Origin of the sequence: Shewanella sp. UCD-FRSSP16_17, from assembly GCF_001675935.1 — a bacterium.
GTDB lineage: Bacteria > Pseudomonadota > Gammaproteobacteria > Enterobacterales > Shewanellaceae > Shewanella > Shewanella japonica.
This window is the reverse complement of the sequence record NZ_LZFV01000035.1, coordinates 115,737-129,914: the sequence shown is the minus strand read 5'-3', so window position 1 is coordinate 129,914 and position 14,178 is coordinate 115,737. Positions and strand designations below refer to the sequence as shown.

At 40.9% G+C, this 14,178-nt stretch carries 14 protein-coding genes; 7 read left to right on the top strand and 7 right to left on the bottom strand.

Annotated features, from left to right (window positions below):
* Positions 1 to 59 precede the first annotated feature (59 nt).
* Both galK and A9267_RS14425 read left to right on the top strand, forming a co-directional pair.
* The gene (gene galK / locus A9267_RS14430; protein WP_055022867.1) at positions 60 to 1,202 is read left to right on the top strand and encodes a galactokinase; all 1,143 of its coding nucleotides are present in this window, start codon (positions 60 to 62) and stop codon (positions 1,200 to 1,202) included.
* 85 nt (positions 1,203 to 1,287) lie between these two features.
* Positions 1,288 to 2,322, top strand: coding sequence for an aldose epimerase family protein (locus tag A9267_RS14425; RefSeq protein WP_065109669.1), 1,035 nt, complete (start codon positions 1,288 to 1,290; stop codon positions 2,320 to 2,322).
* Between the two features lie 101 nt (positions 2,323 to 2,423).
* Here the strand turns inward: A9267_RS14425 and A9267_RS14420 are convergent, their stop codons facing one another.
* Positions 2,424 to 2,864, bottom strand: a complete 441-nt coding sequence (locus A9267_RS14420) for a hypothetical protein (protein WP_065109668.1) — start codon at positions 2,862 to 2,864, stop codon at positions 2,424 to 2,426.
* A gap of 323 nt (positions 2,865 to 3,187) precedes the next feature.
* Positions 3,188 to 4,180, bottom strand: a complete 993-nt coding sequence (locus A9267_RS14415; protein WP_065110030.1) for an NAD(P)H-quinone oxidoreductase — start codon at positions 4,178 to 4,180, stop codon at positions 3,188 to 3,190.
* A 443-nt stretch (positions 4,181 to 4,623) separates the two neighbouring features.
* Here A9267_RS14415 and A9267_RS14410 point away from each other — a divergent pair, with 443 nt between their 5' ends.
* The 5 genes from A9267_RS14410 to A9267_RS14390 all read left to right on the top strand — a co-directional run bounded on the left by A9267_RS14410 (position 4,624) and on the right by A9267_RS14390 (position 8,169).
* Complete coding sequence (locus A9267_RS14410; RefSeq protein ID WP_055022871.1) at positions 4,624 to 5,418, top strand: substrate-binding periplasmic protein; 795 nt, start codon at positions 4,624 to 4,626, stop codon at positions 5,416 to 5,418.
* A gap of 315 nt (positions 5,419 to 5,733) precedes the next feature.
* Positions 5,734 to 6,465 (top strand): DUF1538 domain-containing protein, encoded by a 732-nt coding sequence (locus A9267_RS14405; RefSeq protein ID WP_055022872.1) that lies wholly within the window; start codon positions 5,734 to 5,736, stop codon positions 6,463 to 6,465.
* Between the two features lie 64 nt (positions 6,466 to 6,529).
* Entirely contained in the window at positions 6,530 to 7,417 is an 888-nt protein-coding gene (locus tag A9267_RS14400; RefSeq protein WP_080914766.1) for a DUF1538 domain-containing protein, read from the top strand.
* A 3-nt stretch (positions 7,418 to 7,420) separates the two neighbouring features.
* Positions 7,421 to 7,771: a P-II family nitrogen regulator gene (locus A9267_RS14395; RefSeq protein ID WP_055022873.1), complete on the top strand. Its 351-nt coding sequence runs from the start codon at positions 7,421 to 7,423 to the stop codon at positions 7,769 to 7,771.
* A complete protein-coding gene (locus A9267_RS14390; protein WP_055022874.1) occupies positions 7,768 to 8,169 on the top strand; it encodes a CBS domain-containing protein in 402 nt (133 codons plus the stop codon). The genes A9267_RS14395 and A9267_RS14390 overlap by 4 nt, the downstream gene beginning before the upstream one ends.
* A 75-nt stretch (positions 8,170 to 8,244) precedes the next feature.
* On the opposite strand, the gene rfaD is transcribed toward A9267_RS14390, so the two are convergent.
* The 5 genes from rfaD to A9267_RS14365 all read right to left on the bottom strand — a co-directional run bounded on the left by rfaD (position 8,245) and on the right by A9267_RS14365 (position 14,176).
* Positions 8,245 to 9,198, bottom strand: a complete 954-nt coding sequence (gene rfaD / locus A9267_RS14385) for an ADP-glyceromanno-heptose 6-epimerase (RefSeq protein ID WP_065109667.1) — start codon at positions 9,196 to 9,198, stop codon at positions 8,245 to 8,247.
* 71 nt (positions 9,199 to 9,269) lie between these two features.
* Positions 9,270 to 10,286, bottom strand: a complete 1,017-nt coding sequence (locus A9267_RS14380; protein WP_065109666.1) for a glycosyltransferase family 9 protein — start codon at positions 10,284 to 10,286, stop codon at positions 9,270 to 9,272.
* Between the two features lie 328 nt (positions 10,287 to 10,614).
* A complete protein-coding gene (locus A9267_RS14375) occupies positions 10,615 to 12,225 on the bottom strand; it encodes a nicotinate phosphoribosyltransferase (RefSeq protein WP_065109665.1) in 1,611 nt (536 codons plus the stop codon).
* A 10-nt stretch (positions 12,226 to 12,235) separates the two neighbouring features.
* Positions 12,236 to 13,090: a ribose-phosphate diphosphokinase gene (gene prs, locus A9267_RS14370; RefSeq protein WP_065109664.1), complete on the bottom strand. Its 855-nt coding sequence runs from the start codon at positions 13,088 to 13,090 to the stop codon at positions 12,236 to 12,238.
* A 159-nt stretch (positions 13,091 to 13,249) separates the two neighbouring features.
* On the bottom strand, positions 13,250 to 14,176 hold the full coding sequence (locus A9267_RS14365) for a sugar kinase (RefSeq protein WP_065109663.1): 927 nt from the start codon (positions 14,174 to 14,176) through the stop codon (positions 13,250 to 13,252).
* Positions 14,177 to 14,178: the final 2 nt, after the last annotated feature.

Genomic DNA, 14,178 nt, shown 5'->3' with positions numbered 1-14,178 from the left:
TCAATTCGATACTCGTAAAAATATCTAAGTAATTCGGCATTCTTTGGAACTGTAACTGTATGTCTAATCCTGCTCAAAAAGCCATGAAGTTGTTTGTACAAACATTTGGAACTACGGCTGACGACCTTTATCAAGCACCAGGTCGCGTCAATATTATTGGCGAACACACGGATTATAACGAAGGATTTGTTTTACCCGCTGCAATTAACTTTCACACTGTCATCGCTGTTAAAGAGCGCAGTGACAATACATTTCGTGCTGTAACTGATGCGTTTCCGGGTCAGATAATACAGTGGAAATTTGGTGAAGAAAGTACCAGCCAAGACAGTAATAGCTGGGGTAATTATTTAAAAGGATTTACCGCGTCGATGTTTCAATCGGGCCTAAAAGCAAAAGGGCTTGATTTAGCGATTGTTGGCAATGTGCCTTTAGGTGCCGGCATGTCATCTTCTGCTGCCTTAGAGGTCGCTTTTGGCACCGCTATCAGCTATGCCAGTCAACTGCACTTATCACCACTTGCTATTGCCCAAATAGCGCAACGTGGCGAACACCGCTTTATAAAAACTGAGTCAGGTATTATGGATCAAACCATTAGCGCCTTGGCTGAAGCTGATCATGCCCTGCTCATTGATTGTTTAGAGCTTGATAGTGAGCCTGTCTCGATCCCTGAAAATCTCAGTTTATTAATTGTCGATCCACATATCGATCGCCAAAGTTTAATAGAACGATTTGAAGCACGCAAAAAAGAGTGTGCCGAAATTAACGACCTATTAGCCATTGAGTCATTAAGAGAAGTCAGTTTGGTGCAGCTAAATCGTGAAAAGCATGCCCTAGGTGACACGCTATTTTGTCGAGCAAGGCATGTGTTAACTGAGAATCAACGTACTGTAAATGCTGCTAGAGCACTTGAGCAAAATGATATAACACGTTTCAGTCAGTTGATGGCACAATCTCATGACTCAATGAAAACCGATTTCGACATTTCCACGCAAGAAATCGATACCCTTGTCGGTATTGTTAAAGACGTCATTGGCAACCGTGGCGGTGTTCGTATGAGTGATGGCTGCGTTGTAGCCTTAATTGATCATGAACTTACCGATGCTGTTGTCAACGCTATTGAAGCCAAATACCCAGAACAAACGGGGCTTGAGGCCATTATTTATTTATGCTCAGCCAGTGATGGTGCAGGCAGAATCGACTAACCCACTACAGCATCAGTTGGCAGTGTCTAATAGTGAATGTAGCGGCTGCCACAGGGCTTAATTATCTCATCAGGAAGAGACTACAATGATTGAAATCACGGCATTGGAGCCATGGCAAGACCCTCGTGGTGGCAGCATCGAGCGTGTCCGAATCGATAACGGCAACATCGCAATCGAAATTCTAAGCCTAGGTGGGATCATTCGTGAATTATGGACTGCAGATAAACTTGGACAGCGTCAGAACATTGTACTGGGTTGTGACAGTGTCGCTGACTACTTAGCTCAGCAAGCCTATTTAGGAGCGATTGCAGGTCGCTATTCTAACCGTATCGCTAATGGTCAATTGCATTATCAAGGGCAAGACTATCAACTAGACATTAACCAAGCGACAAACTGCTTACATGGCGGTCGTGACGGGTTTCATTTAAAGCAATGGCATATGGAAACCTTAGCTGATGGAGTGCGGTTAACGGTCGACAGCCCTGATGGAGAAATGGGCTTTCCTGGGCTATGTAAAGTTCAGCTAGACTACCGTTTAGAAGGCAATAATTTACTGATCGACATGCAAGCTCAGGTCGATAAAGCCTGTCCTATTAGTTTAACTCAGCACAGTTACTTTAATTTAGAAGGCGCTGATAGTGAGACGAATGTGGATCATCACATTCAAGTCGATGCCCACCAATATTTAACCATGAACGATGTCGGCGTGCCTACCTCAATGGATGAAACGCTTGGCAGCGACTTAGATTTATCAAAACCGACACCTTTTTCTGAGCAGACACAGCGAGCAGCATTAAGCGCTACCAATGGTTTTGACCATTGTTATGTTCTAGCTCAGACAAATCATGATCTTGTTCGCTTTGGTTGCCTATCAAGCCCTAAAAGCGGCCGCACTATGACCATCTACACTGATCAGCCTGGCGTTCAGCTATATGGGGCAAACTTCCTTGAGGGAACAAAAGGTTTTAAAGGGGAGATTTATCAATCCCATCGCGCTGTATGTATTGAGCCGCAGATGCTACCAGACTCTCCAAATCAACCCCACTTACCGGGTGAGCCGTGGATTGCTGCAGGTGATACTTATCACCATCACACTCGCTATGAGTTTGGTGTGCTATAAGCCCTGAGAATTCGCCATAAAAAAGGCGCTACCCTTGAAGGGAGCGCCTTTTTTATTGTAATGACAATACTATAGTCAACCAATGCCGTTTTACATTGATGCTACCTGTCGTCGCCACCATCATCACTCATACTGGCTTCAAAACCCGTATCTTCAAATTCCATATCGTCATCAGCATCCATGACATCATCCATTGGTTCGTCGGGAACAACCGGCGCCTTACTTTTCACTTCAGGTGCTGAATCTGGCACTGAAGATAGTTCAATATGTGCCTCATGCTTTGCCATAAACTCAGCTCTAGCGGCTTGCCATGCTGCATCATGTTCAGCTTTTGCCTCAGCAAGTTGCGCATCATCAAGTTCATGAAGATTCACTTTAACAATATCTTCGACATACTCACCAATGGTATTTCGACTCGCATTGAATAAGTAGATCCGTCCAGGTGACGCTTCAGGTAAACGGTTATCATGAACGACGATTGACGTGCCTCTTGCAGTTCTTAATTCACCGAACCACACTTGTTTTTTTGCAGTGTTATACATATATGCTAACGCCCTTAAATCAACACATACCTTTAAAAATGTACTGATGAGTACATCGTTTAATAAATAAACCATACAGTTAACGCATGACTATTGAGGGTAATTAATCAAAAACTTCTTCAAAAATCAACTGATGTTTTATGAAGTTTTTGATATTTTGAACTCAACAATAAAATCGATATCATAGTGAGCTAGGCGATTCACCTACCCGCATATCAATCGCTAATAATCAGACAATATGGCTGAAAATTAACCCTCTCATACACGCTCAAATTTAGCCCAAAATACGTAAGCTTCAAGTTCTCAATTCGAAAAAATCTGTTCTATATCACTTTCAATACAATTTTACCTTGATGCTGTCCTGACTCCATATATTGATGTGCTGCGATAACCTCTTCAAAGGCAAAGATCTTATCCAGCTTGATGTTAATTGAGCCACTATCAAGTAATGGCCAAATTTGCGCTCTCAGTGCTGCAGCAATGTCAGCTTTCGCTTCAACACTTTGCGGCCTCAAGGTGGAACCTGTCCAGCTGATCCGCTTTGCCATGAGTCTAAAAATATCCACTTCAGCTCTTATTCCCCTTTGCATGGCGACAGTCACCATTCGGCCATCCGTTGCCACCACTTTGAGGTTTTTATTCACAAAGTCTCCACCCGCTATATCAAACACCACATTGACTCCTTGGCCATCTGTCGCATTAAGTATCGGCTCGAGAAAATCTTGTGTGTGATAATTAATGGTAAGTTCTGCCCCCTGTTGCAGACAATATTGGCACTTTTCATCAGAACCAGAAGTGACAAATACGCGTGCTCCCATTGCCTTAGCGATTTGAATTGCTGTTGTTCCGATACCACCTGAGCCACCGTGAATTAATACAGACTCACCTTTACTCAACCCTGCTCTGATCATCATGTTGCCCCAAACCGTAAAGCAGGTTTCGGGTAGTGCAGCAGCTTGCTCAAAGCTATAACCTTTAGGAATAGGTAAACAATGACTAGCAAACGTCACGACTTGTTCGGCATAGCCGCCACCTGGAACTAAGGCACATACTTTATCGCCAACTTGCCATTGAGAAACACCTTCTGCGACAGCAATAATCTCACCTGACACTTCTAAGCCTAAAATAGGACTAGCCCCTTTGGGGGCTGGATATGCCCCTTCTCGCTGCTTAATATCGGGGCCGTTCACACCTGCAGCATGGACGTTAATGACAACCTGATCCGACGTTAATGCTTGAGTGATTAAGTCATCTTGAGATTGTGCAATATTCATAACTTCTGCGCTTCCAGGCTCAGTAAAAGTAATATATTTCATGATATAAACCTCAATAATAGTCAGTCGAACAAGGGTGAAATAAGCACCAGAATGTGACCAGATGGACAACATGACCTTGAAACAAATTAGCCTCTAGACACCTTCAACTCGAAAACTGCGCCGAGACAAAAGCATGAAGATAGCATTGCTACATAACTTATCAATAACTCACGACGATTAACGATTTCGCTTTACAAAAGTGGCAAAAATACCAAGAACGATTAAATTTAATCTAATAGATTGCCGCTTTAAGATACAATAACTCAAAGAGTTAGACTCACTGCTTAACCTTATGACTTCAAATGTACACGAAGTAACTTATTACTCGGGAAGATTTAGTTATACTGTTCTTTATTGACTCAACAAACTAATAATGGGTTGCTTGTTAGGCCTGTTATGAATTGCGAACACATAAACTGACTGGAATTTATATCATTGTGAAAATGACGCTAAACACAGCCTTAACTAAGTTGTTCGCTTGCACTACAGCATGTCTATTGTGCCTTAGTAGCCTTTGGTCAGCGTCTTTATCTGCTAAGCCCCTTTTAATCGCATCTGATATTTGGTGCCCTTACGTATGTGAAGGTCAAACAGGCTATGTCACTGAATTAACAAAAAGGGCTTTTGCTGAAATGGATCAACCGGTTCATTTTATCGCAGTGCCATTTAATCGTGCTTTAAAAGAAGTCCAACACGGAAATATTGATGCAATATTAGCCGTCACGCCAGAGCATGTTAGCCAATTTAATTTATATACTGATGAAGTAGTTGTGGGTTATGCAAGCAAAGATTTCTACACCACGACAGGGTTTGCTTGGCAATTTAACCAGCTTGAAGATTTAGATAACGTGCAAGTTGGTATCATTCGTGGTTATGACTATGGCGAGCGATTAAACGATAAAATTGCCAATTCAAATCGTTTCTACATTGCGACTGGAAACCAGCCGTTAACCATGAACCTAAAAAGGCTTATCAAAGGCCGCTTTCATGTCATGCTGGGTAATAAAGTGGTTATTCAAAACACGGCTGAAAAGCTAGCTCTAGATGATCAAATTCGCTTTGCAGGTACCTTCGGTGAACCATTGCCTTTGTATGTTGGCTTTAACCAAGGCGCGACTAAAGCTGCCAAAATGTTTAATCAAGGGCTAACTAAGCTCAAAAAAACGGGGGAATACCAACAAATATTGGATAAATACAATATTGAGCACCCAGCAGATCCATTAGCGCTAACTCCTTAGTTTTAAATGCCCTTGCTTTACAATGCCCTAGTTATACATGCCTCGCACTGTACGACTCCCCCCACAATTAGCACCTTTTAGGTTTGATTGTTTATTGCAAATACCTTCAGTTCGATTCACCTAGCGCACATTTTCAAAGACAAATTGATCTAGCTCAAAACTATTGCAACTTTTGTTAAATTTCTGTTGCCTCAATGTGTAACCTTGGCAAACTGAATATATAAGTTAGACCATTCCAATAAGGCGTTTTCTTTTCCATATACGCGAGGAATTACGCTTAAGCGATTGTCATTATTAACTTTCACAGGAGGTGGAATGAGCGGATTAGTTAAGTTATTACAATCTATGCTCGGCAGTTTTCGAGATTTAGTCCCCATTATTTTAGTGGTGAGTTTTTTTGAAATTTTTATCCTCCAACAAGCTCCTGATAACCTTTTTTCTATCCTTGTCGGTGTCATCTTTATCGTTTTAGGACTGACTTTTTTTGTGTTCGGATTGGAAATGGGCCTATTCCCAATCGGTGAGTCCTTAGCTCATGCCCTTGCTCGCAAAGGTAGCACATTCTGGTTAGTCATTTTTTCTTTCTCACTCGGCTTTGGCACGACCCTAGCAGAACCCGCGCTGACCGCTGTAGCAGCTGAAGCGGCTGAAGTCGCAGCAGAAGGTGGCGCCATTGCCGCCACAGAAGCAGCAATGGACAGTTATGCGATGGGACTGAGATTAACGGTAGCAGTCTCCGTTGGCTTAGCCATCTTGCTTGGAGTAATCAGGATAGTTAAAGGCTGGCCAATTCATTACCTGATCATCGGTGGCTACATTATTGTCATGATCCTCACAAGCTTCGCCCCAGAAAATATCATCGGCATCGCTTATGACTCGGGTGGCGTGACCACGTCAACGATTACAGTGCCATTAGTGACGGCATTAGGCGTGGGCTTAGCCACTGTGATTAAAGGCCGAAACCCAATGTTAGATGGCTTTGGACTCATTGCTTTTGCAAGTTTAACGCCGGTAATTTTTGTCTTACTTTACGGCATGGTGTTATGACAATGATGTGCAATAAAGGCATTACTTTACTTAATGAGCAGGTACAATTTTCCAAGGAGGTCAAATGACGTGGCTTTATCAGTTATTAGAAACCTTGCTGCTCACAATGCGAGATGTGATCCCGATAGCCATCATTCTATTTGGATTCCAATTAGGTGTACTTAAACGTCCTATAGCTAACTGGAAAACGGTGGTGCTTGGGTTTGTTTATGTCACCTTCGGGTTAAGCTTTTTCTTAGTCGGACTCGAACTGGCGCTGTTCCCAATCGGTGAAAATCTTGCAAATCAGTTAACCTCACCAGAAATTTTGCACCCTGATGGTTCTGCTGGGCCTTACATCTGGCAAGACTATTTATGGGTGTATGTCTTTGCTGCCGCTATTGGGTTCAGCACCACCATTGCCGAACCCTCATTAATTGCAGTCGCTATTAAAGCGAATGAAGTGTCAGGTGGCACGATTAGCACTCAAGGGTTACGTATTTCGGTGGCAATTGGCGTGGCTTTCGGCATCTCGCTAGGCTGCTTTCGCATCGTCGTTGGTGACCCAATCCATTATTACATCATGGCAGGTTATGTGGTGGTAGTGATCCAAACCTTCTACGCACCTAAATCCATCATCCCACTCGCGTATGATTCAGGTGGCGTCACCACTTCAACTGTTACCGTGCCCCTGGTCGCGGCATTAGGTTTAGGTTTAGCCTCAAATGTTGAAGGACGTAATCCACTTATTGATGGCTTTGGGCTTATCGCTTTTGCCAGTTTGTTTCCCATTATTGCTGTAATGAGCTATGCCCAACTTGTAGCCTGGCTAGATAAACGAAAATCCCAAGCAATTGATGAAACTGAGCTCAATGAAAAAAATGCAGCCGTTCCAGCAGATATATCAGAGGCACTTCCTAGTTCAGCAGTGCCAACATCAACAATAAAAAATAATCATTCCATTAAGGAGTAATAAATGCGATTTAAGTTAATTATCGCTTTTGTTGACGACATCACGACAGACACTGTACTTGATGCCGCCCGAGAAGCTGGCGCCACTGGCGCCACAGTTATCAACCATGCTAGAGGTGAAGGGCTAAAGAAAAAGAAAACCTTCATGGGCTTAGGCTTAGATGTTCAGCGTGATGTGATTTTATGGCTAGTAGAAGAGCATATGAGTCGCCATATTTTAGAGACAATATGCGAGGTGGGCGGGTTTAACACTAACCCAGGCCAAGGTATTGCGATTCAAATTGATGTTGAAGATGCCGTTGGTGTTGCTCATCAAGTTGAAAAACTCACCAATGATATTAAGGATCAAATATGAAGCCGACAACGCCTATTAAAAATCGAGATGTATTGATGAATCAATACGCTATGATTGACGGTATGCTGACCATTAGCGAAGCTATTGCGATCGCGGTGGAACAGAATGTCTCTATTTTGGTCGTCAACAAGCGTAATGAGCATGACGAATACGGCATGCTATTGCTCAGCGATATTGCCAGAAAAGTCCTCGCAACAAATAAGTCACCGGAGCGAGTTAACGTATATGAAATCATGATAAAACCCGTGATGGCTGTCAGCGCAGATATGGATATCCGTTATACCGCTAGGCTATTTGATCAATTCCAAATCAATAAAGCACCTGTGGTTGAAAACAGCAACATTATTGGCTTTGTGACTTATGACGATATCGTGCTTAAAGGCATGGTTAGTCAATAGCATTAGGATTTTGCCAATAAAAAAGCCTTGATGATTTACTCATCAAGGCTTTATAGATTTGCCATCAATCTATGATTACTGGCCGATAAAATGTTGGTCTTTTAGCCAATCTAAATACTCAGGCACTGCTTGTTCAACCGTTTTGAAAACATGGTCGCAACCCACTGAACGAAGCAAGGTTAAATCTGCTTGAGTGTAGCTCTGGTAAGCACCCTTCAATTTATCAGGGAAAGGAATGTATTCAATGTCGCCTTTACCATGGTACTGAATAACGGCATTTGCTACATCATTAAAGCTTTGTGCTTCACCTGTTCCACAATTAAATACGCCCGATACGGTTTTGTTCTGCCATAACCAAATGTTCACTTTAACGACGTCTTCAACAAACACGAAATCACGTAGTTGCTGACCATCTTCATAGCCATCTACACCGGCAAATAAACGACAAACGCCGTTCGCTTTGATTTGGTTATTAAAGTGGAATGCTACACTCGCCATACCGCCTTTATGCTGCTCTCTAGGACCGTAAACGTTAAAATAACGAAGACCTGCAACTTGGGCAGTTGTGTCTTGTTGACGGACGTATTGGTCAAATAAGAACTTAGAGTAAGCATACACATTTAGCGGTTTTTCAACTTCGCGCTTCTCAACAAAAGTGTCACTACCACCGTACACAGATGCCGATGATGCATAAATAAATTGCACATCATTTGCTTGGCTATAATGCAGTAATACTTTTGAGTATTCATAGTTGTTTTGCATCATAAACTTGCCATCCCACTCAGTGGTCGATGAACATGCTCCTTGATGGAAAATCACTTCTAATTTACCGTCAAACTCGCCCGCTTTAATACTGGCTAAAAAGGCATCTTTATCTAAGTAATCAGCGATTTCGCAATCGGCTAAATTAAACATTTGCGTGCCATCAGTAAGATCATCGACGGCGATGATATCTGTACGGCCCATTTCATTAAGTGACTTAACTAAATTACTACCAATAAATCCTGCAGCACCTGTAACCACGATCATAAGCTCAATTCCTGTGTATTGGCGTGAACATACATCACGCTTAAACCAAATCTTGTTTTGATAGCCTTAACTTAACGACTAACGTCTGAATAAAATGAATCTAAAAACGCTGCAGCCTCATTGGCTGCCTTGTCAAAATCAACTAACGCCATATTGCGGCCCGTTCTTTTGCCAACAGGCGGCGTATAGGTTAAACGGCGATCATCTGCTGATAATGACTGCCAACGTATATGCGGTGCAGATCGTCTGCCAGCATAAAACCCTAACGTCGGGACATTATGAAGGCCTGCTAAATGTAAGGGGCCTGTTGAACCTGCGATAAACATATCTGCAGCCACTAATGACTCAGCAAAGTCGCTTAAGCTCGGCAGTGGTTTGGCTTTTTCAACCTTAATGCCGCTTTCAGACAAAATGGCAACCATTTCATCGGCAAGCACTTCTTCTTGGCCGCTGTAAGTGACCACAAATCGGCAATCTAACGCAGTACGCTGATTAATATCAATAAGCATATTTGAAAATGACTTAACTGGCACTCCGCCCGACGAACCGCCCGTTCCAGGGTGAGCGAAAATCAACTTTTCTTCACCCTGTTTATTGTAATACTCTTGCCACTTGTGCTTTTTATTGCTCATATCCCAAAAAGGTCGTTTCACTTCTGGAATAGGGTAATTGTGCTCTTTTAGAAAGTGCTCAACAACATTACAACCTCTTCGCCAAACAGAAATGCCATCTTGATATTGTGCGTTGGTTCTGTGTTTATAGAGATATTGGTACCAATTTAGCGTGGGAACCAGTACATAAGGAATTCGAGCTGGTTTAAGTAGTTTATAAACTCGGTATTGAGACAATGAAACGATAGCTGCATCGTAATGTTGCTCTTTAATCAGCTCTGCTATAGCAGCATCATCACCTGTATCAACTAAGACGTTATCCACATGAGGGCATGCCTCGGCAAAACTTTTCACTACAGGAGCAACAAATACGTCAATTGTTGCGTCCGGTATTGCCTGTTTTAACATGCTAAGTGCGGGCCACTTCGTGGTGAAGTCACCAATTTTATCATGTCTAACATACAGGATTTTTTTCATTTACTCAGATCCTAAACTCTTTGTTATCCGTCAAAATAAACCAATGAATGTTTCATTTTATACCAACAAAGCGTGCTTCACACTCATCATCAATCAAACTTGTTAATGAACAACAAAAAATCCCTGCATAACAGGGATTTTAAATATCACTTCGATTAATCCAAAAAATACTTTGTATTAATACGGTAGTTCATATAAAAACAAAACCCTTTATATATAAGGCGATACAGGTAAGTTTCAGATTTTTTGTTAAGTTATGTTCAATAAGTTGCTAGGTTGCCACAAGTCTTATCCTATTAACCTTACAAAATTATAACCAAAATCAGAGTTATATTTGCTCGTTTATTACTTTTCTTATTTGGTCTAGAGTAGTTTCCTTTGTTAGATTTCCATCTTCAAAAACAACCTCTAATAACCCTTGATTTTCTTCTTCATCAGTCACGTTATCAAACAAGGTTAACTCACCATCAACTCGCTCAATTTTTAATAAACCTTTAGCAGATTTCTTCTTAGTATCAGTTTTAGGGTCTTTAAAAATAGCAACACGTTCACCGTTTTTAACAACACTGGTAGCCTTTACTGCTGAGCCGTGAGTATCGCGCGTCACATATTGATAGCTGTATGAGCCAATACCTAACACAACCTTTGAAGCGAAGCCTTTGTCCATTAAGCGTTGTAAAATCTGACGTTGGCGTTTAAGGGTAATAGCATCACCATAAATAGCGCCAATATGTTCATCAAGTAACTTGAACCCTTTGCTGGTAGTCGTTCCACCAAAAATATCCCATAAACATTCAATAAGCCCTTTAACTTCACAAAGCATTAATTGAATAGTCTGTTCACTATCGAAACCATTATTTTCGAAACCGTAGTATTCACCATTCCAGCGATATGCTTCATACCCATTTTCTATAACATCTTTTTCAGCTTCAACTTGAGTTTGGAATAGCTCACTGTACTCAGAAACAGGAGAGATTTTATAACCTGTTAATATTTTTACCGGATCTCCAGAGTCTGGGCGAATCACTAATGTGCCATCGCGAGCCATTATTTCGTCTTTAAGCTGTGGTAGATAATCAGTTACTAATGTCCAAAAATCCCAAGTATCAGACACAACACTTAATATCCCAGCTGGAGATTGCTCCTTCATTAAATATTTAAAGAACTCAATTTCACCTTCCATGATCCAAGAACAAGTAACAGAGTGTTCAGTAGCATCTACAGAGCAGCCTACAAGTTCATTATCCACGTTTGCACCATAGTATTTTTCAGCAAATAATACTGCTGGTATGGTATCTGTTCCTACAAGCCCTGAAGCTAAGTGACCAAAACCACTCATAGCAGCAGCGTGCTTACCAAACATACCTCTAAAGCTAAAATCATGTCCTTGAAAAGGAACAAAATCTAAAGGAAGTCCCGTTTTATTAGCAAACTCCTTGAATACTTTTAAATAAGCAACTGAAGTAGTAGCGCTTGTTTGGATTGGCCAGTTTTCACAACTTAACACTGTCTCAATCATATTTGTTAACCACTGAAAGCCTTCTTTGGTGTTAACAATAGTAATTGGTGGCACTAAGTAAGGAACAAGTGTTCCCTCAGGTAGTGCTTTTATTCTTAATGGTAAATAACCTAAATCGTGTAAGTCTTCTAGATACTTGACGTTTACAGGGTAGCCCAACATTGAACTCATAATACGTTTATGGTTTGCAACAGCGACAGCTTTATCGCTGTTAAAGAATTCAGCCCATTCTTCTTGTAAGTAGCTTTTAATAAAATACTGAAGACCAACAAATGCTACTTTGTTACTATTTTCAACATTACTTAATTTACCACTTCTTGATGTGAAGTTGGCATAAACTTCTGTCACATCAGGGTGATAAGCTCGGCTGTGGAATTCTTTATAAACATCTTTTTGCATACTAGCAGCGGTAATAGTCATGATAGTCTCCTTACATCTCAATAATTTGTAATTTAATTTTATTGCTCGTGCTGAATTCTTCAGCGGCTCTAAATGAATCAGTTGTATAGATAGCGTCAATTAGACCTTCAAATACTTCTAATCCTTTTGAGAAAATACCGTGTGTGATAAACAGTGAAACTTCCACTGCGCCTTTGTCTTTTAATACCTTAGCTAACTCGATAAATGTTCTACCACCATCACAAATATCATCAGCGATAAGTACTTTCTTTCCGTTAACATCACCAAGAATCTCAGTTTTAATGATTTCACCTGTTTTCAAATTTCTCATTTTTTGTGCTTGAATAACTTCAGGCTCACCATTAAATGTCTCAGCAATTTTAATTGTTTTTTTACTAGCGCCAGCGTCAGGTGAAATCAAGGTAAGTTCGCCTGTAGATAGACGTTGGCTTAATTCATCGCATCGCTCAAGTAGGTTAATTTGCGGTACGTTTACTACTCTATTTAATAATGCTGGTGATACTTCACTGTGCGCATCCCAAATAGTTACTTTGGCGAAGCCTAAATTGTTTATAAAGCTTGCCATAACTGCTGCACCTAGCGCTTCACCTTCAACACAAACTCTGTCTTGACGTGCATAAGGAAAATAAGGAATAACCAATTCAATAGAAGTCGCTTCATTTGAAAGTCTTTTAAGCGCATCAACGGCAACCATTAATTGCATTAGCTTTGAAGAAACAGTAAGGCGTTCAAAGATTTCTACTTTTACCGTAGTTGCAAAGTCCATTGGATTAAAACGAATGTGCTCTTCTCCGCCAGAAAAAGTAAAGCTGTCAAAGTAGATAGGTGTTTTATTTCCTGTTGAATCATGGCTAAATATTTTCATTATTACTTCCTTTTATTATTTGTGTCCCTGAGACACAATGTAATTTAGCAAAGAGTTAGGTATTGATCAAGTCTCATTTGTGTCACAAGGACGTAAAGTTTGTTTTTTATTGTCAGTGAGTGTAACAGCTAAAATAACCTACTGATATAGCGAGGAAAGCTAGTGAGGAGTGATTAAATTTCCAACGCGACTACTTATAGATATATTGGCAACAGTTCCGGCATTGAACTCAAGGCAGTCTTGCTCAATTCCATCAGAAAAGATGACACCGTTTTCAGCCATTTTTGAAGACATGCTGAATTTTGAATGATTGGTTATTTTTCCAAAAACCTTACTACACTTGGTATTTGCTGACGGAAATGGCTCCCGAACTGAATAATAAAGAAACTCACTATCCCACGAAAATCCGTTTTGTAGGTGATGGTTAATCGGTTTATCCATAATACCACTCGCACCTGTAATTATGCTTCTAAACCAACCAGTAGAGCCTAAGCCTGTGCTGACAATAACGCCACTAGAGCTTTGCTCTTCCTGGTGATTATCAACAGACATCATGTATCTTGCAGAAGTGTGTGTCTTGGGGCCAATGAATAGGTCATTTACGGCTAATAAACTTTGACCAATGTTGGTATTTACCTCAGCCATAGCAATTGCTTTTGAATTAATAGATTGGTTTAGCACTTGTAGAATTACTTCACCAAGCTCAGCTTCTAAAAAGGGCAAAAGCTGGCCATCATAAAGTGTTGGGATAGGATTGACTGCTATTACAGGTTGTCCATTAAGGTACTTAAGCGTGTTAGCCACTAATCCGTCTTGACCAATAACTACGACTAAATCATCGGGAGAAAACAAATAAGTTGAAAGCACACTTCTTTCTAGTTGCTGAACCCGACCAACTGTTTTTAAGAGGCTAATAGATTGGGCGACAGAGTTGGAGTAAAGAGTACTTTCTTCTTCATAGTCACTAAATGACTCACCTAAATGTTCAAGATAAAACTTAGCCTGCCCAAGGGTGCAGTATTTTTCCTTTAATTCCTGCAATCTAGTCTTTCTTGTTACAACTACTATTTTTCTATCTGTGAGCATAA

What these genes read in the sequence shown, in the direction of transcription:
- galK (WP_055022867.1), top strand. Translation starts at nt 60, where the DNA reads ATGTCTAATCCTGCTCAAAAAGCCATGAAGTTGTTTGTACAAACATTT.
- A9267_RS14425 (WP_065109669.1), top strand. Translation starts at nt 1,288, where the DNA reads ATGATTGAAATCACGGCATTGGAGCCATGGCAAGACCCTCGTGGTGGC.
- A9267_RS14420 (WP_065109668.1), bottom strand. Translation starts at nt 2,864, where the DNA reads ATGTATAACACTGCAAAAAAACAAGTGTGGTTCGGTGAATTAAGAACT.
- A9267_RS14415 (WP_065110030.1), bottom strand. Translation starts at nt 4,180, where the DNA reads ATGAAATATATTACTTTTACTGAGCCTGGAAGCGCAGAAGTTATGAAT.
- A9267_RS14410 (WP_055022871.1), top strand. Translation starts at nt 4,624, where the DNA reads ATGACGCTAAACACAGCCTTAACTAAGTTGTTCGCTTGCACTACAGCA.
- A9267_RS14405 (WP_055022872.1), top strand. Translation starts at nt 5,734, where the DNA reads ATGAGCGGATTAGTTAAGTTATTACAATCTATGCTCGGCAGTTTTCGA.
- A9267_RS14400 (WP_080914766.1), top strand. Translation starts at nt 6,530, where the DNA reads ATGACGTGGCTTTATCAGTTATTAGAAACCTTGCTGCTCACAATGCGA.
- A9267_RS14395 (WP_055022873.1), top strand. Translation starts at nt 7,421, where the DNA reads ATGCGATTTAAGTTAATTATCGCTTTTGTTGACGACATCACGACAGAC.
- A9267_RS14390 (WP_055022874.1), top strand. Translation starts at nt 7,768, where the DNA reads ATGAAGCCGACAACGCCTATTAAAAATCGAGATGTATTGATGAATCAA.
- rfaD (WP_065109667.1), bottom strand. Translation starts at nt 9,198, where the DNA reads ATGATCGTGGTTACAGGTGCTGCAGGATTTATTGGTAGTAATTTAGTT.
- A9267_RS14380 (WP_065109666.1), bottom strand. Translation starts at nt 10,286, where the DNA reads ATGAAAAAAATCCTGTATGTTAGACATGATAAAATTGGTGACTTCACC.
- A9267_RS14375 (WP_065109665.1), bottom strand. Translation starts at nt 12,225, where the DNA reads ATGACTATTACCGCTGCTAGTATGCAAAAAGATGTTTATAAAGAATTC.
- prs (WP_065109664.1), bottom strand. Translation starts at nt 13,090, where the DNA reads ATGAAAATATTTAGCCATGATTCAACAGGAAATAAAACACCTATCTAC.
- A9267_RS14365 (WP_065109663.1), bottom strand. Translation starts at nt 14,176, where the DNA reads ATGCTCACAGATAGAAAAATAGTAGTTGTAACAAGAAAGACTAGATTG.